The 19,220-nt window shown below is 57.8% G+C and carries 17 protein-coding genes, 1 tRNA gene and 1 other RNA gene; 11 read left to right on the top strand and 8 right to left on the bottom strand.

Annotated elements, in window-relative coordinates:
- Positions 1-307: 307 nt before the first annotated feature.
- The 8 genes from QZ383_RS02295 to QZ383_RS02260 form a co-directional block, all read right to left on the bottom strand.
- A tRNA-Arg gene (locus QZ383_RS02295) sits at positions 308-384 on the bottom strand.
- 339 nt (positions 385-723) lie between these two features.
- Positions 724-1,200, bottom strand: a complete 477-nt coding sequence (locus tag QZ383_RS02290; protein ID WP_291442656.1) for a hypothetical protein — start codon at positions 1,198-1,200, stop codon at positions 724-726.
- Between the two features lie 198 nt (positions 1,201-1,398).
- A complete protein-coding gene (locus QZ383_RS02285; protein ID WP_291442654.1) occupies positions 1,399-1,857 on the bottom strand; it encodes a PTS sugar transporter subunit IIB in 459 nt (152 codons plus the stop codon).
- Position 1,858: 1 nt separating this feature from the next.
- Positions 1,859-2,302, bottom strand: coding sequence for a PTS sugar transporter subunit IIA (locus QZ383_RS02280; RefSeq protein WP_022657414.1), 444 nt, complete (start codon positions 2,300-2,302; stop codon positions 1,859-1,861).
- Positions 2,303-2,335: 33 nt separating this feature from the next.
- Positions 2,336-3,286 carry an RNase adapter RapZ gene (gene rapZ, locus QZ383_RS02275; RefSeq protein ID WP_291442652.1) on the bottom strand — a complete coding sequence of 317 codons (951 nt, stop codon included), beginning with the start codon at positions 3,284-3,286 and terminating at the stop codon, positions 2,336-2,338.
- 186 nt (positions 3,287-3,472) lie between these two features.
- The gene (gene raiA / locus QZ383_RS02270) at positions 3,473-4,012 is read right to left on the bottom strand and encodes a ribosome-associated translation inhibitor RaiA (protein ID WP_291442651.1); all 540 of its coding nucleotides are present in this window, start codon (positions 4,010-4,012) and stop codon (positions 3,473-3,475) included.
- 36 nt (positions 4,013-4,048) lie between these two features.
- Complete coding sequence (gene rpoN / locus QZ383_RS02265) at positions 4,049-5,473, bottom strand: RNA polymerase factor sigma-54 (protein ID WP_291442649.1); 1,425 nt, start codon at positions 5,471-5,473, stop codon at positions 4,049-4,051.
- Between the two features lie 295 nt (positions 5,474-5,768).
- Complete coding sequence (locus QZ383_RS02260) at positions 5,769-7,412, bottom strand: CTP synthase (RefSeq protein ID WP_291442648.1); 1,644 nt, start codon at positions 7,410-7,412, stop codon at positions 5,769-5,771.
- A gap of 274 nt (positions 7,413-7,686) precedes the next feature.
- Here QZ383_RS02260 and QZ383_RS02255 point away from each other — a divergent pair, with 274 nt between their 5' ends.
- The 11 genes from QZ383_RS02255 to QZ383_RS02205 all read left to right on the top strand — a co-directional run bounded on the left by QZ383_RS02255 (position 7,687) and on the right by QZ383_RS02205 (position 19,164).
- A complete protein-coding gene (locus tag QZ383_RS02255) occupies positions 7,687-8,496 on the top strand; it encodes a phosphoribosylformylglycinamidine synthase subunit PurQ (protein ID WP_227118514.1) in 810 nt (269 codons plus the stop codon).
- 381 nt (positions 8,497-8,877) lie between these two features.
- Positions 8,878-9,669 (top strand): Nif3-like dinuclear metal center hexameric protein, encoded by a 792-nt coding sequence (locus QZ383_RS02250; RefSeq protein ID WP_291442646.1) that lies wholly within the window; start codon positions 8,878-8,880, stop codon positions 9,667-9,669.
- Positions 9,670-9,688: 19 nt separating this feature from the next.
- On the top strand, positions 9,689-10,465 hold the full coding sequence (locus tag QZ383_RS02245; protein WP_291442645.1) for a C4-type zinc ribbon domain-containing protein: 777 nt from the start codon (positions 9,689-9,691) through the stop codon (positions 10,463-10,465).
- Between the two features lie 58 nt (positions 10,466-10,523).
- Positions 10,524-10,886, top strand: an RNA gene (gene rnpB / locus QZ383_RS02240) — RNase P RNA component class A.
- A gap of 17 nt (positions 10,887-10,903) precedes the next feature.
- On the top strand, positions 10,904-12,115 hold the full coding sequence (gene ispD, locus QZ383_RS02235; protein ID WP_291442644.1) for a 2-C-methyl-D-erythritol 4-phosphate cytidylyltransferase: 1,212 nt from the start codon (positions 10,904-10,906) through the stop codon (positions 12,113-12,115).
- 48 nt (positions 12,116-12,163) lie between these two features.
- Positions 12,164-13,927 (top strand): long-chain fatty acid--CoA ligase, encoded by a 1,764-nt coding sequence (locus QZ383_RS02230; protein WP_291442643.1) that lies wholly within the window; start codon positions 12,164-12,166, stop codon positions 13,925-13,927.
- A complete protein-coding gene (gene dtd / locus QZ383_RS02225; protein WP_291442642.1) occupies positions 13,927-14,409 on the top strand; it encodes a D-aminoacyl-tRNA deacylase in 483 nt (160 codons plus the stop codon). The genes QZ383_RS02230 and dtd overlap by 1 nt, the downstream gene beginning before the upstream one ends.
- Before the next feature lie 33 nt (positions 14,410-14,442).
- Positions 14,443-14,796: an STAS domain-containing protein gene (locus QZ383_RS02220; RefSeq protein ID WP_291442641.1), complete on the top strand. Its 354-nt coding sequence runs from the start codon at positions 14,443-14,445 to the stop codon at positions 14,794-14,796.
- Positions 14,797-14,837: 41 nt separating this feature from the next.
- Positions 14,838-15,971 carry a FapA family protein gene (locus QZ383_RS02215; protein WP_291442639.1) on the top strand — a complete coding sequence of 378 codons (1,134 nt, stop codon included), beginning with the start codon at positions 14,838-14,840 and terminating at the stop codon, positions 15,969-15,971.
- Positions 15,968-17,746: a glycosyltransferase gene (locus tag QZ383_RS02210; RefSeq protein WP_291442638.1), complete on the top strand. Its 1,779-nt coding sequence runs from the start codon at positions 15,968-15,970 to the stop codon at positions 17,744-17,746. Before QZ383_RS02215 ends, QZ383_RS02210 begins: the two co-directional genes overlap by 4 nt.
- Positions 17,747-17,748: 2 nt before the next feature.
- Positions 17,749-19,164 (top strand): glycosyltransferase family 9 protein, encoded by a 1,416-nt coding sequence (locus tag QZ383_RS02205; RefSeq protein WP_291442637.1) that lies wholly within the window; start codon positions 17,749-17,751, stop codon positions 19,162-19,164.
- Positions 19,165-19,220: the final 56 nt, after the last annotated feature.

The raw sequence follows: 19,220 nt of genomic DNA, 5'->3' as shown, positions 1-19,220 counted from the left end.
TAAGACAAAATATCTTGTGAGTTGCCCTCGCAGCACAAAACTTCTGTCTTTAGGCGTAATATATTTTAAATATAAATTAGTTCAACCAACTTATATGATAAAAAATATCTAATATTACTATTTTAGCGAACAAAATTAGAATATTACATGCTATATTTTTAAAATATTATTATGTATTTTTAAAAAAACTTACGGGATTTTACAAATCATCAAGCATTATTGAAATTGAAATTTTTTATTCTACCACCACGACTTAGTACAAAGGCAAAAAGGGCACATGAAGATCATCTTCATGTGCCCTTAAATATGGTGCGCCCGACAGGAATCGAACCTGTGGCCTACAACTTAGGAGGTTGTCGCTCTATCCAACTGAGCTACGAGCGCAATCCGAATTTTGTAGTAATTCTTTAGGGTCATGTCAAGCTAGGCGTCTACGGTTCCACAGGCAGCAAGCATCTTGTACATGGCTGGCACTTTTGCCGCGCGTGGCATGGGTAAGAATCCAAGTTACGCTGGCGGGGGAAAAGGCCAGGTGCCGATAATTGCCGGACTCCCCGCAACTATGGCCTGCAACAGGCAGTCTACAACTTAGGAGGTTGTCGCTCTCCCGGTAGGCGCAAGGGGGGCCGCGTAACTCAAGACGAATGCGCGGCCAAGCCGAACCGCAGCAGTTTCTCCACCCGCCCACTACCCTGTTGCCGCCACTTCTCAGTTGCGCCGCTTCTAGTTGCCACCCCAAATGAGCAGGGCCAGCGCGCCCAGCGTACCCACAAGCACGGCATAGGCCTGCCGTGTGCGCAGCGACAGCACCGCTCCAAGCAGGGCCGCCACATACAGGGCCGACCACGTCACCGCCCGCAGGGCCGGTATGGCATGATGTGCCGAAAGCACCGCCAGCAGCATATAAATCAGCCCAAAGCACACAATATACAGCGCCGACTGCCACAAAACACGGCACAGCCCGGCCCGCAGAATAACGCGGCCCGGCGATACTCCCCCGCTGCCGCTCCCCCACGCCACCACAGCGTCCACCATCGGGTTGAGGCTGATGCGCTGGCGCTGTTCACACCAGCTCGCCGTGTAGGCCGCCATCATTGCAAGTATGAGCGGCAACAGCGCCATGCCGGGCTGATCCAGCCCAAACTGCCTGCACAGGGGAAACACCAACAGAAAGCTCAGGCTGCCATAAGGCGGCACCACGCTGCCAAGTTCCAGAGCGTCAAGCCAGAGCAGTTCGATGATTATGCCAAGGGGGAGAGCCAGCGACCAGTCGCCGGTAAAAAAGCCCGCGAACAGGGCAAGACAGATGGGGCGGTCTACAAGGCCAACGATGCAGGTTGAACGTGCAGCGCCAGCCAGGGCAAAAAAAAAGCGTAGGGAGCCCCAGCAGCGAATACATCAGAAAAGTTGATCATTGGGGCCTCGAACAGTCTCTGTGGGAACGCAGCGAAAATCAAGCTGCACAAGATGATCCTGTATAACGTGCAGGTCTTCCCTGTCCTGTGCGGAAAGGGCCACATGGGGCAGCACCTGTAGCTTGTCCGGCGCGTAATGCAGGTTGCCCATGTTGAGCACCTGCATGAGGATGCCCGCGTCACAGGCGCGCCGCGCATCCTGACAATTGGCAAACAGCACAAAACAGTCATCACCGCAGGAATTGAGCGTGGCCGCCAGTTCCTTCACGTTGATGAAGTGTGTCATCACGCGCTGCGGCACTGCCAGTTCAATTATCTGCTGCCGCATTATGTCGTCCGCAAGTTCGTCGTTGGCTACCACCAGATGTCGCGCCCCTGTGTAGGGTAACCAGGCTTCGATGACCTGGCCGTGAACCAGGCGATTGTCCACGCGAAACCACATACTAGCTATCGGCTTTGTCACGGGCTTTGTTGCGCAGCATGCTGCCCGCAACCACAATACCTTTTGCGCCTGCCTCGCCAGCGATGCGGGCCACTTCCTCAAGCTCCTTGTCGCGCGAGGTAAACACCTTGAGCAGCATGGGCAGGTTCACGCCGGTAACAACCTCAACTTTATGGGTTGCCAGCAGCGAAAGCGCAAGATTGGTGGGCGTGCCGCCAAACATATCCGTAAGAATAATGACGCCCGCGCCCTTGTCGAGCCGCTGGGTTGCGTCCGTAAGGCGGCGAACGGTTTCGGAAACCTCGTGCGCCACGTCAACACTGATGGAGCTGCAATCGCTCTGCTGCCCGAGTATGAATTCGGCGGTGCGCAGCATGGCCGAACCATAGTCGGCATGCGAAACCAGAATGATTCCAACCTGAGTCTTCTTGTTTTCGTCCGTCATGACAACCTCACGCAACAGAACGTGCCAGCTTTTTTAGCCAAGTTCAAGGTGCCGATGCTCCAGAAAAGCCGGATAATCAGCCTGCCGCAGCGCCTGTAAAATTTCTTCGGCCATTGCCACCGAGCGGTGGCGGCCGCCGGTACAGCCCACGGCCACGGTTATGCGGTAGCGGCCTTCGGCCTCCATGAGCGGCAGCATAAAAAACAGCAGATCAACCAGCTTGTCGCGATATTCGCGGGCATGGGGCGAATTGAACACATAGTCGGCAACGGGTTTGTCCTTGCCGCTCATGGGCCGCAGCTCTTCCACAAAATAGGGGTTTGCCAGAAAGCGCAGGTCAAAAACCAGATCAGCCTCGCGCGGCACGCCGTATTTGAAACCGAAAGAAATCACGTTGACCCTGATGGCCCGCAGCTTGCCCTTGTTGCCGCTCCAGCGCTTCTGGATGGCGCGCCGCAGGTCGTGGATAGAAAAACGCGAAGTGTCGATGACCAGATCAGCCATTTCGCGCAGGGGGCGCAGACTGCTGCGCTCTGCCAGAAGCGCCGCCTCAAGGCCCATGCCCTCGCGCTCCAGCGGATGCGGGCGGCGGGTCGAGGCATAGCGGCGAATGAGTTCCTGATTGTTGGCCTCAAGAAAAAGCAGCATGGGGCGGATGTTTTTGCCCGCGAGCATGCTCAGGCAGTCGTTGATGTCTTCCACAAAATTGCTCTGGCGCAGATCCATGCCGAGGGCGATGCCCTTGAAGTGGCTCATGGAGGGGCGCGACATCATGTCCACCATTTCCATGACAAGGCTCACCGGCAGCCCATCGACCACAAAGTGACCCATGTCTTCAAAAACCTTGAGCGCCGTGCTTTTGCCAGCGCCGGAAAGGCCCGTGACAATGCACACCTGCACATCCACGCCGGGAACGGGCGCGTCAGCATCAGGCTGTGCGGCAAGGGTGGAATCTGTGGCGGGTATCTGCGCGGAATCCTTCATGACATTCGCCTCTTCGGGGTCAGATCGCCGTTTGCAGCCGGGGTTATGCGCCACAGGCTTCTGACGGACGTTGCCAAATCCGCGCCGCGCTCAAGCCGGGTAAGGGCCATTGCGCGGCAAACGGCAGGGGGGGGTGCGCCTGAACGGGGGCGAGCTGTTGCCAGCCCGCCCCCCCATTATGAATGATTACAACACGGGGTCAATGAGGGCATAGCCGCTCACCTTGGTGCGGTATACCACATTGATGCGGTTGTTTTCTGCGTTAAAGAACACCAGAAACTCGCTGCCGATGGAATCAAGCTGCATGAGCGCTTCATCCAGATGCAGGGGCTTGGTGGCGAGGCGGTCGGTGCCGTCAGCGGGCTGCTGCACGTCGGCTTCGGCATCGAGGTTGTAGGTAAACACGTCCACATCCGTATTACGGGCATGCCGCCGCTGGGCCTTTACCCGGGCCACCTGGCGCTTGATCTGCGATTCAACCTTGTCTGTCACAAGGTCAATGGCTGCATACATGTCTGAGGTCTGTTCCGTGGCGTTGATGTGCAGGCCTTCGCCTGTAACGGTCACTTCGCAGCGATGGCGGAACTTATCGACTGTCAGCACAACGGCAACTTCAAGGCCAGAGGCCTTGCCAAAAAACCGTCCCAGCTTTTCCATGCGGCGACGGGCATACTTCTTCAGATGTTCGGAGGCTTCAAAATTCTTGAAAGCAAATGAGATGTTCATAAGTTCCTCCTAAGTATTGAGCCACTCGACGGGGAATCAGAAATGCTCCTTGCGCCTTGACGAAGATGGAATATCAAGCGCCGTGCGGTATTTTGCCACCGTGCGCCGCGCAATATTGACCTTGAGACGCTCCTTGAGCATTTCGCCGATACGCTCATCGCTGAGGGGGGATCGGGTATCTTCCTCAGAGATGAATTTCTTGATCAGAGCCTTGACGCTTTCTGAGCCTACCTGACTTCCGTCATCGAGTTCAAGGCCGCTGTTAAAGAAAAACTTCAATTCAAAGATGCCGTGGGGCGTTGCCACATACTTGTTGGTGGTAATGCGGCTCACCGTTGATTCGTGCATGCTGATATCGTCAGCAATATCCTTGAGAATGAGCGGCGCGAGCTTGGTCACGCCGTCTTCAAAAAATGGCTGCTGATGGCGCACAATGCTTTCCATAACCTTGTAAAGCGTGCGCTGGCGCTGATACAGGCTCTTGATAAGCCATGAGGCGGAACGGATCTTTTCGGAGCAGTAGTCCTTTTCCTTATCCGAACTGCCAATATTCATCTGGCTCATGGCCGAAAGCTGCAACTGGGGCAGGCCGTCATCATTGAGCAAAATCACAAATTCGTCGCCCATCTTGTACACAAATACATCGGGGCTTACGTAAGTTGGCTCGCCGCCGCCAAAACTTGCGCCGGGCAATGGGTCAAGGCTCTGAATGATATCCAGATACTCCTTGAGCTCTTCCATATCGAGCTTGAACTTGCGCAGCAGGGGCTTGTAGCGCTTGGCCTCGAGGTCTTCAAGGTGCGATTCTACCAGCTCCACGAGGATGGGGTCGCGGGCGTAGTTGAGGCTTTTGATCTGCACCATCAGGCATTCGCGCGCATCACGCGCGGCAACGCCGATGGGGTCAAAAAGCTGCACCCTTTCAAGCACGGGCAACACGGCCTCGGGCGCAACCTGGGCCATTTCTGCCACTTCTTCAATGCTGGCTTGCAGATACCCGGCGGAGGAGAGATTGCCGATGATGACCTCGCCAATCCCCTTCTGCTCTTCTGTCAGCGAAGAAAGGCGCAACTGCCAGAACAGATGCCCTTCTAGGGTGGGCTTGGCCGCATAGCGGGCTTCAAGGGGCGAAATTTCTTCGGCAAGTTCAAATTCGCGTGACTGCGAAAGGCGGGGTGTGCTGGCAAACTCGCCGAGGTAGTCTTCCCAGTCGGCGTCCTTGGCCAGTTCCCTGTCGTACACTTCCTCCTTGGGCGCTTCGCGGCTGTCGTCGTGCTGCTCCTGGGAGGCATCGTCCGTAAGTGAAGATTCTTCGAGAAAGGGGTTTTCAAGCAGCTCCTGCTGCACAGTTTCCAGAAGTTCCACGCGTGAGAGTTGCAACAGCTTGATTGCCTGCTGCAATTGCGGGGTCATTACCAGTTGCTGTGACAGCTTAAGTTGCTGCCGTAGTTCCAGTGCCATGTGTACTCTTTTGCCTTAACTAGCCATAGGACTATAGAATTATCTGTTTACAAGTACTGTGCCACATCTGCAAAAATTATGCAATAGCTAACAGTTGCAAGATCAGGTTCGCGGCATCCCTATCCTGAGGCACGGGCTGCCCGCGTCAAAAACCCAGATTTGGCGCAGTTTTTGCGCCGCTGAAAATAAACTGCGCACCAAAAAAGGGGAAGGCAATGCCCTCCCCTTTTTGCGCGATTTTGCGATACCCAAGCGTGGTGAAAACCAATAAGCCTCGCTGCGTTAACGCCGCGAATTACACCTTGGCGAACTTTTTCGCCGCTCCGATAAATTCGCGGAACAGCGGATGCGCGTTCATGGGCCGGGATTTGAATTCGGGGTGGAACTGGCAGCCAAGGAACCAGGGGTGGTTCTTCAGCTCAATGATTTCCACAAGCGAATCGTCAGGGGCGGTGCCGCTGAAAACCATGCCCTTTTCGCCCAGCATTTCCTTGAAGGCATTGTTGAATTCGTAGCGGTGACGGTGGCGTTCATCAACCATGCCCTTTTTGTAGGCCACAAAGGCCTTGGTATCGGGCTGCACCTTACAGGGGTAGGAGCCAAGGCGCATGGTGCCGCCCTTGTCGCTACCCGCGTCGCGTTTTTCAACGTTCTTGGTGCGGAAGTCGAACCACTCGGTCATAAGGTAGATAACCTTGTGGTCAGAAAGCGGGTTGAATTCTTCCGAGTTGGCGTCATCAAGGTTTGCCACGTGGCGGGCAAATTCGATAACCGCGCACTGCATGCCAAGGCAGATGCCGAAGAAGGGAATGTTGTTTTCACGCGCATAGCGGATGGCGGCAATCTTGCCTTCCACGCCGCGGTAGCCAAAGCCGCCGGGCACAAGAATGCCGTGACAGCCCTTGAAGGATTCCGCGCAATTACTTTCGTCCACATTTTCGGAATTGACGTAGCGCAGCTCCACCTCAACACGGTTGGCAACGCCACCGTGGATGAGGGCTTCGTGCAGGCTCTTGTAAGCTTCCTTGAGGTCAACGTACTTGCCCACAATGGCAATGGTGACCTTGCCCTTGGGGTTGGCGCAGTCGCTCACGAGCTTTTCCCAGGCTTCAAGGTGGGCATTGCGCGCGGGCAGGCGCAGCATGATGGCTACCTTCTGGTCAAAGCCTTCTTCATAGAACTTGAGCGGCACTTCATAAATATTGTTCACGTCCACCGAAGAGAACACGGCGTCCTGATCCACATTGCAGAACAGGGCAATTTTGCGGCGCAGTTCTTCGGGGATGCTCTGCTCGCAGCGGCACAGAATAATGTCGGGCTGAATGCCGATGGAGAGCAGTTCCTTGACGCTGTGCTGGGTGGGCTTGGTCTTGTGCTCGCCAGCGCTGCGCAGGTAAGGCACCAGGGTAAGGTGAATGTTCAGGCAGTTGTCGCGCCCAAGGTCGGAACGTAACTGACGGATGGCCTCAAGAAAGGGCAGGCCTTCGATGTCGCCCACGGTGCCGCCAATTTCGATAATGGCGACATCGGGCGCGTCCTCGCCATCGGAAAGGGAGAGCACCACGCTCTTGATTTCATCAGTAATGTGCGGGATCACCTGCACCGTGGCGCCCAGGTAATCGCCGTGACGTTCCTTGGCGATAACGTGGTTGTAAATGGCACCGGAAGTGGTGTTGTTCTTCCGCGACATGGGCACGTTAAGGTAACGTTCGTAGTGCCCGAGATCCAGATCCGTTTCCGCGCCGTCATCGGTAACAAAGACCTCGCCGTGCTGGAACGGGTTCATGGTGCCGGGGTCAACATTGATGTAAGGATCAAGCTTCTGGATGGTTACCGTAAGCCCGCGCGTTTGCAGCAGCGCGCCCAAAGACGCAGCCGCGAGGCCCTTGCCTAACGACGACAGAACGCCGCCCGTCACAAAAATGTATTTAGTTTTCATGCACTTCCACCTGTACTTGGGTATGTTGAATAGTTCAACCAAACAGTCTTAACCCAAATTGAATTTTTTGGCTAGCATTGACTAAGTAAAACAAGCTAAGTAATGTGTTATTCCCTTTTCAGCGTGCGTGCCCACCACAAGCGGCCCGCGCGCCGGTCATCTGTTATGCCCGGCGCGGGTCAGCCAAGGTTCCCAAGGCAAAAGCACGTCCGGCCCACACCGCAAGGCATGGCCGGGATTATCCGCGTTGCAAAGCCAAGGAGGCTTCCCCCGCATGGGTACGGTCAACACACTGGTCATCACCGGCTACGGTACAAATTCGCACATGGAAACAGCCCACACGGCCCGTCTGGCCGGTGCCGACAAGGCCGATGTGGTGCATTTTTCCGATCTGGTGGCGGCCAAGGTTCGCCTTGCCGACTATCACTTTTTGATTTTCCCCGGCGGGTTTCTGGATGGCGACGATCTCGGCGCGGCCCAGGCTGCGGCCATGCGCTGGCGTTACCTCAAGGACGACGCGGGCGCAGCCCTGTTGCAGAGCTTGCGCGAGTTTTTGGATGAGGGCAAGCTGATTTTGGGCATCTGCAACGGTTTTCAGTTGCTGGTCAAGCTGGGCGTGCTGCCTGCCCTTGGCGGCCAGCGCTTTGAGCGCCAGGTTTCACTGGGCAACAACGATTCCGCCCGCTTTGAAGACCGCTGGGTGCATCTGCTGCCCAATGCGGCAAGCCCCTGCGTGTTCACCAAAAACCTGCCCCTGCTCTCCATGCCCGTGCGCCACGGCGAAGGCAAGCTCGTTGCCCGCGATGCGGACTGCCTGCGCCGCCTGGAGGAAGAAAACCTCATCGCCCTGCAATACGCAGACCCCGCAACGGGCAAACCTACGCAGGAATATCCGCTCAACCCCAACGGCTCCACCCTTGCCATTGCGGGCCTGACCGATCCCACCGGCCGGGTGCTCGGCCTTATGCCCCACCCCGAGGCCTTCCACCACGTGACCAACCACCCCGGCTGGACGCGCGGCGAGCTGGATGCCCCCGGTACGCTCATTTTTGTGAATGCCGTGCGCTACCTGCGCGGCCAATAGAGAGAACAAAGGCACGTCTGAGGCTGGCGCGCATTATATAATGTACTGCACAGCCCGGCCCAACTTGCTGCCTTGATTATTCTCGCCATGATTGTTCTGGGGAGGCTTTACTAAGCCTCCCCTTTCTGTATACATTTTGGGCATGGCGCGGCCTTGCAGCAGACAGCTCCCGCGCAATGTTTATTGACAAAGCACACGGGCTTCGATAAATTCTTTGATTCCGAAGAGCTGAACCCCCTTTGGATTTTCCTGCGCGCACGCGTCAGACAAGGTGCGAAACGACATTGCCACAACACGTTGCACATTTTTTTACGCCGTATTCAACGAGGCGCTTTCTCTGCACCAGCAAGAAAGTGCCTTTTTTTATGGTGGGTGATATCAATGCAACCTATTGAAATTATTAAGGCGATAGAAGAAATTGCACCCTTGGCCGCTGCCGCTGGCTGGGATGTTTCGGGCCAGCAGGTGGCGGCGCACAGGCAGGATGTTGCCAGGCTTGCCGTCTGCCTCGACCCAACGCCCGCATCCGTGCGTTCCGCGTTGGAAAGGGGCGCGCAATTTGTGCTCAGCCATCATCCGCTGCTGCTCAAGGCCGTGCTGCCCAACAGGCTTGACGACTACCACGAAGTGCTGCGCCTGCTGTTTCAGGCCGATGTACCGCTGTACGCGGCCCATACCTCGCTGGATGTCAATGCTTACGGCCCGGCAGGCTGGCTGGCCCGTGCGCTTGAACTACGCAATCTTTCAGTGCTGGAGCCTGTGGCCCCGGCTGTGGGGGATGATCTGCCGCTGGGTTTCGGCCTTGCGGGTGATCTGCCAAGCCCCATGACCGTGGCGCAGATTGCAGGCATCATTGCCCGCAACGCCCCCCTTGCCACAGCCACAGTGAGCGGGCCGGAACCGCAAACAATTACCCGCGTGGCCTACTGCACGGGTTCGGGTTCATCGCTGCTCGGCGCGGCGCAAGCTGCCCATGCGCAGCTTTTCATAACCGGTGATGTCAAATACCACACGGCGCTTGCCGCGGAAATCTGCCTTCTGGATGTGGGCCACCACAGCCTTGAGGAAGAAATGATGCTGCGCATGAGCCGGTTGCTGCAACAGCGCCTGCCAGAGACGGAAGTGTTTTTTGTTCCTTCCGCCTCGCCCTTCCGCCCTGTTGCCCTGTCATGATTTTATCAGGAGGACTCTCATGAGCAATGCCGTATATTTTGACCAGATCAAGCAGCTTGTTGAGCTGCAGAAGGTCGATGACGCCATCCACGCCGTCAAGCAGGACCTGAGCAGCGCCCCGAGCGAGCTTGATTCCCTTGAGCAGCGCTTTGCCGCCATCGAAACCCAGCGCAACTACATTCTGGACAAGCTTTCGCACCTTCAGGATCAGCAAAAGCGCCTCTCGCTCGAGATTGATGACGACTCCGCGCGCATCAAAAAGAGCAAGAACAAGCTCATGGCAGTGGGCAATCAGCGTGAATACCACGCCATGATGCGCGAAATGGACAGCATGGAAAAGGTCAACCGTTCCCGTGAAGAAGAAAAAATGACCCTTCTTGAGGAACTGCAGTACCAGAACGACGCGCTGGCCGAAATCGACCTGACCTACACCGCCGTCAAGGCCGAACTCGAAGTCAAGCGCGATGGTCTTGAAGAAAAATTGCAAAAGGGCAACGCCGCCCTTGAAGGCCTGAACGGAAAGCGTGCTTCAGCCAGCAAGAATATTCCCCAGCCCGTGTTCATGCGCTATGAATTCATCCGCAGGCGTCTTGAGCACCCCGTCATCGTTGCCGTGAAAGAAGGCATCTGCTCCGGTTGCCACATTGCCGTGCCGCCGCAGTCTTTCATTGAATTGCAGCGCGGTCAGCAGATTCTGAGCTGCCCCAACTGCCAGCGCCTCATTTTCTGGTGCGAGCACTTCTCTATTGAAGAAGCCCCGCAGTGCGCCCAGAAGCCGGTGACCCTTACCGACTAAAAATCACTTCCGGCGCGGCCTGTTCCGCAAGCCGCGCCGGAAACAAGATCAACAAGTGGGAGTCGGACAGACCGTCGCTGCGGGCCGCAAGGCCCGGGGAGGAAAGTCCGGGCTCCACAGGGCAGAACGCTGGGTAACACCCAGGAGGGGCGACCCTCGGACAGCGCCACAGAAAGCAAACCGCCCCGCCTCGCGGCGGGGTAAGGGTGAAACGGTGGGGTAAGAGCCCACCAGATGCCGCGGTGACGCGGCATGCTCGGCATACCCCGTTTGGAGCAAGACCAAATAGGGAAGGTGGTCGGCCCGACCATTGCCTTCCGGGTAGGTTGCTTGAGGGCGCAGGTAACTGCGCCCCTAGAGGAATGACGGTCTGGTGCGGGCAACCGCATGACAGAACCCGGCTTATCGTCCGACTCCCACTTGTTAACAAGGTATGTAATGTCAGAAAGTTCCGGCACATCATCTGTTGCGGCAAAACCCTGGGCTCTCATACTGGCTGCCGGGCAGGGTACGCGCATGGCCGATGCCGCTGGCGGCACGGCAAAACAGTTTTTGCCCTGGCAGGGCGCGCCGCTTTTCTGGCATGCCGCCCGCGCCATGAGCCGCAGCGCCTGTGTGGCCGGAATTGTCTTTGTTTTTCCTCCCAGCCAGCTTACCGAAGCCAGCGAACTTTTGGCCGACCTGCACAGGCACGATGATCTCGGGCTGCCATGGGTTACGGCCTGCGGCGGGCCTTTGCGTCAGGATTCCGTGCGCCTTGGCCTGGCCGCCCTGCCCCTGCGCCCTGCAAGCGTACTGGTGCACGATGCCGCCCGTCCCTTTCTTTCCCCGGCGCTTGTGCGCCGCGTGTGCGAGGCGCTTGCAGAGGGCGCTGCCGGCGTTATCCCCGCCATATCAGTTACCGACACCATCAAGACGGTGGAAAATGGCCGCGTGACGGCCACCCTGCCGCGTGATGGGCTTGCGGCTGTGCAGACCCCGCAGGGCTTTCAGCTTGAAGCGCTGCTCTCTGCCCACGCCCACGCGGTTGAGGCGGGGCTTGCCGTAACAGACGATGCGTCACTTCTGGAGGCGCTTGGCCTTGAAGTGCGCGTCATACAAGGCGAGGCTGCCAACGTGAAGATTACCCGCCCTGAAGATCTTGACCTGCTGCAAGACGAAAATCCCCTTCCTTCCATCCGCACGGGCATGGGCTATGATGTGCACCGCTACGGTCAGGGCCGCCCCATGCGCCTTGGCGGCGTGAGCATTCCCAACGCGCCCGAAGTACTGGCCCACTCTGACGGCGATGTGCTTCTGCATGCCCTGTCCGACGCTCTGCTCGGCTGCGCCTGTCTTGGCGACATTGGTCAGCACTTTTCAGACAAGGATCCCCGTTTTGACGGCATTTCATCCGCCATTCTGCTGCATCAGGTTTTGGACATGGTGCGCGAGGCGGGCTGTACGCCCTGTCACGTGGATATGACCATAGTGGCGCAGGTTCCCAAACTCGCGCCCTACCGCGAAGAAATCAGAAAGAACGTCGCTCGGCTCATGGGGTTGCCCGCATCATGCGTGAACCTCAAGGCTACCACAGAGGAACACCTGGGCTTTACCGGGCGTTCCGAAGGCATCAAGGCATATGCAGTTGTGACCGCGCGGGGGCGCTGATTAGCTCCGCCTCCCCTGCCATAACGATTCGACACCATAAGGAAGGACATGAACACAGAACTCAGCAGGCCCTGGTTTGCCCACTATGACTCCTTCGTTCCGCGCACTTCCGAGGTGTGGAACAAGCCGCTCTATGCCTTGCTGGATGAGGCCGCAGACAAATATCCCAATCGACTGGCCGTCATTTTCCAGAATACGCGCATCACCTACAAGCAGTTGCGCGAGCAGGCGGAGCGTTTTGCAGGGGGCTTACGCCGCATCGGCGTAAAGACAGGGCACCGAGTTGCCCTGATGATGCCCAATATGCCGCAGACCGTGGTGGCCTTCTGGGGTATCATCAAGGCCGGGGGCGTGGTGGTCATGACCAACCCTCTGTATATGGAAAAAGAAATCATGGCCAACATGCAGGATTCGGGCGCAGAGCACATGGTGCTGCTCGATCTGCTCTGGCCCCGCGTTTCTGCCCTGCGCGACCGCCTGCCCCTGAAAAATTTCATCGTTACCGGCGCTGCGGATGCCCTTTCCTTCCCGCTCAACTGGCTCTACCGCCTCAAAAAGAGCCGCAGCGTCAAGGAACCCGTACCCTACGACGACAAGAACGTTCATGAGTGGAAGCACTTCTGCAAGGGCGCGGAGCGTTATTCTGCCCCCATTGCCGACCCACTGCGCGACCCCATCATGTTGCAGTATACCGGCGGTACAACGGGTCTGCCCAAGGGCGTTACCCTGACGCACAGCAACGTGGGCACCAACTGCCGTCAGGTGCTGGACATCATCCACGTCAAGGCAGAGGACAAGCACACCTTCATTTCCCTGCTGCCCTTCTTCCACGTGTACGGCCTCACCACAGGCCTGATTATTCCCATCGCCCTGGCGGCCACCACCCTGCCTCTGCCGCGCTATGTGCCGCAGGATGTGCTGCGCCTTATTGCCAAGTACAAGCCCACGGTCTTTCCCGGTGCGCCCTCAGTCTATATCTCGCTGCTGCAACAGAAAAATCTGGCCGAGTTTGACCTGCGCAGCATCAAAATCTGCGTTTCAGGCTCCGCGCCGCTGCCGCGCGAGATCTTCCGCAAGTTTCAGGAAACCACCGGTGCTGCCATTCTGGAGGGCTATGGCCTTACGGAAGCCTCGCCCATCACCCATTGCAACCCGCTTGGTCAGGAAGGACAGCGCCCCAATTCCATCGGCATGCCCGTTCCCGGCACCGATGCCCGCATTGTGGACATGGAAGGCGGCTCCCTCACCCTGCCCCCCGGCAAGATGGGCGAACTCATCGTTCAAGGGCCGCAGGTCATGCACGGCTACTGGCGTAAGCCCGACGAAAGCGCCAGCGCCTTGCGCAACGGCTGGCTGTACACAGGCGACCTTGCCACCATGGATGAAGACGGGTATTTTTATATAGTTGACCGTAAAAAAGACATGGTCATCGTGGGCGGCTACAACGTGTACCCGCGCGAAGTGGACGAAGTGTTGCTGGAACACCCCAAGGTGCTTGAAGCCGTCACTGTCGGCATTACCGACGAGATGCGCGGCGAGATACTCAAGGCCTTTGTGGTGCGCCGCCCCGATGAAGAACTGACCAAGGCCGACGTCATCGCCTGGTGCCGCCAGAAACTGGCTGGCTACAAGGTGCCGCGCCTTGTGGAATTTCGCGACGAACTGCCCAAGACCATTGTGGGCAAGGTTCTGCGCCGTGCTCTGCGCGAAGAAGAAGAGCAAAAGATGGCCAACAGAAAGAATCGGCGGGCTGCCGCCGCTGCCAGTGCTTCTGCCGCCAACGGCGAGGATGACCAAGTGGGCCATGCCTGATGCGGATTATTGCGCAACGAGTTAAAGAAGCTTCTGTAAGTGTTGATGGCCGTCTGGTGGCGGCCATCAACACTGGCATCATGGCCCTTGTTGCCTTTGGGCAGGAGGACGGGCCAGAATTTCGCTCTTCCCCTGCTTTTACAGGCATGGCCCGCAAGCTTGTGGGGCTGCGCATCTTTCCCGACACAGGGGAAAATGCCCATAAGTTTCATCTTTCATTGGATGAAATCGGTGGTCAGATATTATTTGTGCCGCAGTTTACCCTGTACGCCGATTGCCATAAGGGACGCAGGCCTTCCTTTACCGATGCAGGCGACCCCGCCTGGGCCAAAGACATGTTTACGGATTTCGTTCAAATGGTTGACGAAACTTGCGCCGTCAGCGTATCGTCTGGCATCTTCGGAGCGGACATGGATGTGCGCCTGTGCAACTGGGGGCCTGTGACCATATCTCTGGACTCTGCCAACCTGTTTTCCCGTTGAAGCGACCTGTTGCCTTACGGAGGAAATACAGCCATGTTTGAGCTGAAGGCGGAATCGCACACCAACGTCACGGTATTGCGTTTTTTTGGAAATCTTCTGTTGCCCGATGTGGCCGAATTCAGCAAACTGCTTGAAGCGCATCTTCTGGCGCCTAATATTCGCCAGGTGGTGCTTGATCTGAGCCACGTTGAAAAGGTGGATACTTCCGGGCTGGGAGTGCTGGTAAGCGCCAGCACCAAGGGCCGGGGCCGGGGGCGAAGGCTTGTTCTGCTGATGCCCGCGCCACACGTGGCCGAATTGCTGCGCAAAGCCGAGATCGAGGGATTTTTCCCCACATTCGAGAGCGAAGATGAACTGAAAGGCTATATTCCCGATACTGCTGAGTAACAATATCACGGGGTTTTGCCCTTCAGCCCGACGGATGGTGCATGGTGCAATACTATCTGAGGCATTACTTCAATCCCGATTTCGATTATCTCAATCTCAAACCGAGTGGAGATAATGGGAAGTCCGATGTATACAGTCTGGGCTACGTCCAGAATGTTATCGCCGGACAGGTGCTGGCTGAGCTTGTACCTCTGGACGCAGCAGGGCCCAAGGTTGACCAGCGCTTCATACTTGAAAATGACGCCTTCCCCATGGGCGGCAACACCCGCGTAGATCCGCGCTATCCCAACTATCTGCTTGCCGCCGCCAAGGGCTATGTTTTTTACCTTAACGGCAAAATTACCGTAAAAACCCTGCTCAACGTGCGCCAGGACGTGAGCTTTCAGACCGGCAACATCTTTTTTGTGGGTGATATGGCTGTGCACGGTTCCGTGCGCGCCGGGTTTTCCGTTCAGGGCAACAACGTGCGCATCATGGGCATGGTTGAAGGCGGCGTTGTGCGCGCCCGGCGCGATCTCATGATTGATGGCGGGGTGCGGGGCGGCGCTGGCAAGCACAGCAAGGTTGATGCCGGCGACAAGCTCATGACTCCCTTTCTGGAAAGCGTCGATGCCCGCGCGCGCGGCAACATGGTTATTGAAAAAACCTGCTTGTACAGCACCGTATACGCTGGCAGCAACATGGTTGTGCGCGACAAGCTCTACGGCGGCACAACCAATGCCTACGGCAGCGTTTATGTTGGCGGCCAGCTTGGCAACAAGGCGGCTCTGAGCACCAAGGTTTATTTGGGGTACGACCCCTTGAGCATCCGCCAGCTGGAAAAAATCGACAAAATTATCGCCCAGTTGTCGCAAACCATCACCCACCTCAATGCCATTGCCGGGCATCTGCCGCCTGAAACGAACGATGCATCCCGCAAGCTGCAAGCCCTGCGGCTACAGCGTCGGCAACTCATCAACAGACGCGACGAACTGTGGAGCAGACTGGCTCAGGACGAAAACTACATGCAGAACTGCCGTCTGCTCTGCCAGGGCACCGTATACCCCGGTGTGGAAATTTCCATCGGACGCGCGTTTATGGTTGTTGAACAGATGTATAAGTGCACGCTGTTCCGCCTGGTGGACAACGAAATCATTGCGGAGCCCATGCAGCCCTCGCAGATGAGCCCCAAATGACGAAGCAGACTGAAACGCCGCATTTTACGGCGGTGTATTCCGCGCATTCCGCATATCTGGGCCAGAATTCACAACAATCCGGAATACCAGACGATATTGAAGTCAGGCTGGGCGAGCGTGTTTTTCACATGCTGCGCCCCGGCGGCGCTGAGCGTGAAACCGCAGTTGTAACCGGCCAGATGCAGGAATTGCAGCGCGATTGTCTGCCGGTTCTGCTGGGCTGCGGCCTTGGGCATGCACTGCGCCAGATGTTGCAGTGCGTTGACGTGCCTGTGGCCGTGGTGGAAAAGGAAGCCGGGCTTCAGGCCATCACAGGCGTGCTGCAAAGCCTGCAGCCCGACCAGCGTGAACGCGTTACGCTCATCACCAGCCCAAGCCATCAGGATGCCCTTACAGAGCTGACCCACTGGCAGATGCTTCACGGCGGTCTGCGTCTGCTGCCTCTGGCCCTGCCCTTTTATCTGCGCCTTGACCGCGAGTATTACGGTTCCTTGCAAAAAGAGCTGCTCGCCAGCGCCAGGTTTGACTTCTGGAGCCGCGCCGCAGGGCCGCGCTTTGCCGATGCAAGCCCCCGCGTGCTGCTGCTGACCAGCAAATACTTCCTTATGGGTGAAATCGAGGGCGCATGCCGCAAGCTGGGCATTGAATACAAGCTGGTGGTCATTCGCGATGAAGCCGTGGCCCGCGCGGATTTTGTGCAGCAACTGCTGGAAGCCGTGGTCTCTTTCAGGCCTGACTGCTGCATTACGCTCAACCATATGGGCGTGGATGTAGAGGGCGTGCTCATGGACCTGCTGGCGCGGTTGCAGCTGCCACTGGCTTCCTGGTTTGTGGATAATCCGCATCTTATCATCCATCTCTACTCCCGCTGCGTCAGCCCCTGGACGACCCTGTTCACCTGGGATTCCGACAATATTTCGTCCCTGCATGCGGCGGGTTTTGAGCATGTGTTCTACCTGCCACTGGGCACAGACCCGGATCGCTTCCACCCCTCCAAGGGAGCATCCGCACCAGCCGCATGGAAGGCAGACATCTCCTTTGTGGGCAATTCCATGGTCTACAAGGTTGGCGGCAGACTGAAAAATGGGCATTTTCCCCGCCCGCTGCTGCTCTCCTTTTACGCTGTGGCCCAGGAGTTCATGGACTGCCACCACCGCTCGGTTGCTGATTTTCTGCGCGACTGCCAGCCAGAAGCCTATGCGCACTATCAGGCCCTGCCGGACAACGAAGCCAAGCTGGCCTATGAAACAGCCGTCACCTGGCAGGCCACCCGTTTGTACCGTAATGGCTGTGTGCGGCGTCTGCTGCCCTTGCGCCCGCTTATTGTGGGCGATGCAGGCTGGCAGAAGGTGGAATTTCGCCACGAGCCGCTGCAACCCCGCTATCTGGACGCCCTGAGCTATTACACGGAACTGCCCCTCTTTTACGGGCATTCGGCCATCAACTTCAACTGCACCAGCAAGCAGATGAAGGGCGCGGTCAACCAGAGGGTATTTGACGTGCCCGCCGCAGGCAGTTTTGTACTTACCGACTGGCGCGAGCAGATGGAGCAGCTTTTTGAGCCGCACGAAATCGTCTGCTACCATGAGCCGGATGAAGCCCCTGAACTGGCGCGCCACTACCTCGCCCGCCCAACAGAGCGCCGCCGCATTACTCAGGCGGCCCGGCAGCGCGTGCTTTCCTGCCACACATGGCAACACAGGCTGCAAACCATGCTGGAACGCATGCGCGAGGTCTACGGCACACCTGCGGCCCGTCAGGCCGTCCGGGGCTGATAATGGCTGCTGACCCGATTCTGGTGCTGCAACTGCACCGCATGGGTGACCTGATACTCACCTTTCCACTGCTTATCCGCCTGCACCAGCTCTGGCCCCACAATCCCCTGTGGGTGGTGGCTGAACCGGCATTTTTTCAGCAACTCATGCCCCTGGCGCCGGATGCCGTATTTTTTCCCCCTTCGCACTGCGCAGAGCTTGCCCGCCATACCTACGCGGCGGCGATCAATCTGAGCAGCAGTCCGGTTGCTGCCCAGCTCATGGCGAGGCTTGAATCCCCCTTCAAGCTTGGGCCTGTGGCCGAAAGGGATGGACTGCGCGTTCAGGGTTTCTGGCAGTTGTACCGCGCGGCCCTGACGCAGAATAACCACGCCAATGCCTTTCACTGGGCCGACCTGCACCTGCTGGATCTTTCCCCCACTCCCGACCTCGCCGTTGTGGGGCATTCGCGCCCCAAGCCAGCGGGAACGCGCCGCGTTGGGCTGGTTCTGGGCGCCAGTGAGGCAGCCAAAAGACCGGATGCGGCCTTCTGGGCACGGCTTGCCATGCGCCTTGCTGCGGCGGATCTGGCCCCGGTTTTTCTGGGTGGCAAGGCCGAACAGGAACTGGGTGATGAAGTGGCGCGGCGTTCCGGCCTCGCGCAGGCAAACCTGTGCGGCAAGCTTGCCCTGCGCGAAGTTGCGGCTCTCATGGGCACGCTTGACCTGTGCATAACGCCTGACACCGGCCCCATGCACCTTGCCGATTACCTTGGCGCGCCTGTGCTCAATCTCTCGATGGGGCCGGTACACGCCCGCGAAACAGGCCCATCTGCACCCGGCCAATGGGTACTGCGCGCCGCCATGAGCTGCGTGGGCTGCTGGCAGTGCAGACGCAGCCGCCTTTTTTGCAAACAGGCCTTTATGCCCGCTTCTGTAGCCCAGCTTGCGCTGCAAATTCACCAGGAACTTGCCACAGGCAAGCCCTGCTGCAACGCCCCAGGCAATGGTCTTACGCTTTACCGAACCGGGCGCGACGCCCTTGGCCTGCATACCTTGAAATCTTACCCTGAGCCACGCGGCAATTCCTGTCGGCCCCAGCTCGAAGACGTATGGCAGGCGGCCTTTCTTTTTCTGTACGATTCGGGCCAGCAAGCCCTGCTGCGCCAGCGGCTGACACGCCTCCATGCGGAACATCCCGCGCTTGCTGAGAGTCTTGCCGCCCGCATTGCCCAGCTTTGCGCCCTGTGCGGCGATCATCTGAAACAGCGCACCCCCCTGCCCGATGATTTCTGGCGCGTCCAGCCCGGCATGATACGCCTGTTCACCGGGCATCTGCACATGTTTCTGCAAAATGAAGGTTTCAGCGAGCAGGGCTGGCGCACAGCAGTGCACAGGCTTGCCGCCCTGGCTCCGCTTTTTGCCAATCCTGCCTCCTAGCATACCCCGGATTCGGCAAGTATTGCCCTTTTCCCACAGCTCATATCAACATAACA

This window comes from Desulfovibrio sp., from assembly GCF_019422935.1.
GTDB lineage: Bacteria > Desulfobacterota > Desulfovibrionia > Desulfovibrionales > Desulfovibrionaceae > Desulfovibrio.
This window is presented reverse-complemented; position numbering and strand designations above follow the sequence as displayed.

Bases quoted from the DNA above. Each gene is read 5' to 3' on its own strand.
- QZ383_RS02220 (WP_291442641.1), top strand. From the start codon at position 14,443: ATGTTTGAGCTGAAGGCGGAATCGCACACCAACGTCACGGTATTGCGT.
- raiA (WP_291442651.1), bottom strand. From the start codon at position 4,012: ATGAACATCTCATTTGCTTTCAAGAATTTTGAAGCCTCCGAACATCTG.
- QZ383_RS02210 (WP_291442638.1), top strand. From the start codon at position 15,968: ATGACGAAGCAGACTGAAACGCCGCATTTTACGGCGGTGTATTCCGCG.
- QZ383_RS02250 (WP_291442646.1), top strand. From the start codon at position 8,878: ATGCAACCTATTGAAATTATTAAGGCGATAGAAGAAATTGCACCCTTG.
- QZ383_RS02215 (WP_291442639.1), top strand. From the start codon at position 14,838: ATGGTGCAATACTATCTGAGGCATTACTTCAATCCCGATTTCGATTAT.
- dtd (WP_291442642.1), top strand. From the start codon at position 13,927: ATGCGGATTATTGCGCAACGAGTTAAAGAAGCTTCTGTAAGTGTTGAT.
- QZ383_RS02205 (WP_291442637.1), top strand. From the start codon at position 17,749: ATGGCTGCTGACCCGATTCTGGTGCTGCAACTGCACCGCATGGGTGAC.
- QZ383_RS02285 (WP_291442654.1), bottom strand. From the start codon at position 1,857: ATGTGGTTTCGCGTGGACAATCGCCTGGTTCACGGCCAGGTCATCGAA.
- QZ383_RS02255 (WP_227118514.1), top strand. From the start codon at position 7,687: ATGGGTACGGTCAACACACTGGTCATCACCGGCTACGGTACAAATTCG.
- rpoN (WP_291442649.1), bottom strand. From the start codon at position 5,473: ATGGCACTGGAACTACGGCAGCAACTTAAGCTGTCACAGCAACTGGTA.
- ispD (WP_291442644.1), top strand. From the start codon at position 10,904: ATGTCAGAAAGTTCCGGCACATCATCTGTTGCGGCAAAACCCTGGGCT.
- rapZ (WP_291442652.1), bottom strand. From the start codon at position 3,286: ATGAAGGATTCCGCGCAGATACCCGCCACAGATTCCACCCTTGCCGCA.
- QZ383_RS02245 (WP_291442645.1), top strand. From the start codon at position 9,689: ATGAGCAATGCCGTATATTTTGACCAGATCAAGCAGCTTGTTGAGCTG.
- QZ383_RS02260 (WP_291442648.1), bottom strand. From the start codon at position 7,412: ATGAAAACTAAATACATTTTTGTGACGGGCGGCGTTCTGTCGTCGTTA.
- QZ383_RS02230 (WP_291442643.1), top strand. From the start codon at position 12,164: ATGAACACAGAACTCAGCAGGCCCTGGTTTGCCCACTATGACTCCTTC.
- QZ383_RS02280 (WP_022657414.1), bottom strand. From the start codon at position 2,302: ATGACGGACGAAAACAAGAAGACTCAGGTTGGAATCATTCTGGTTTCG.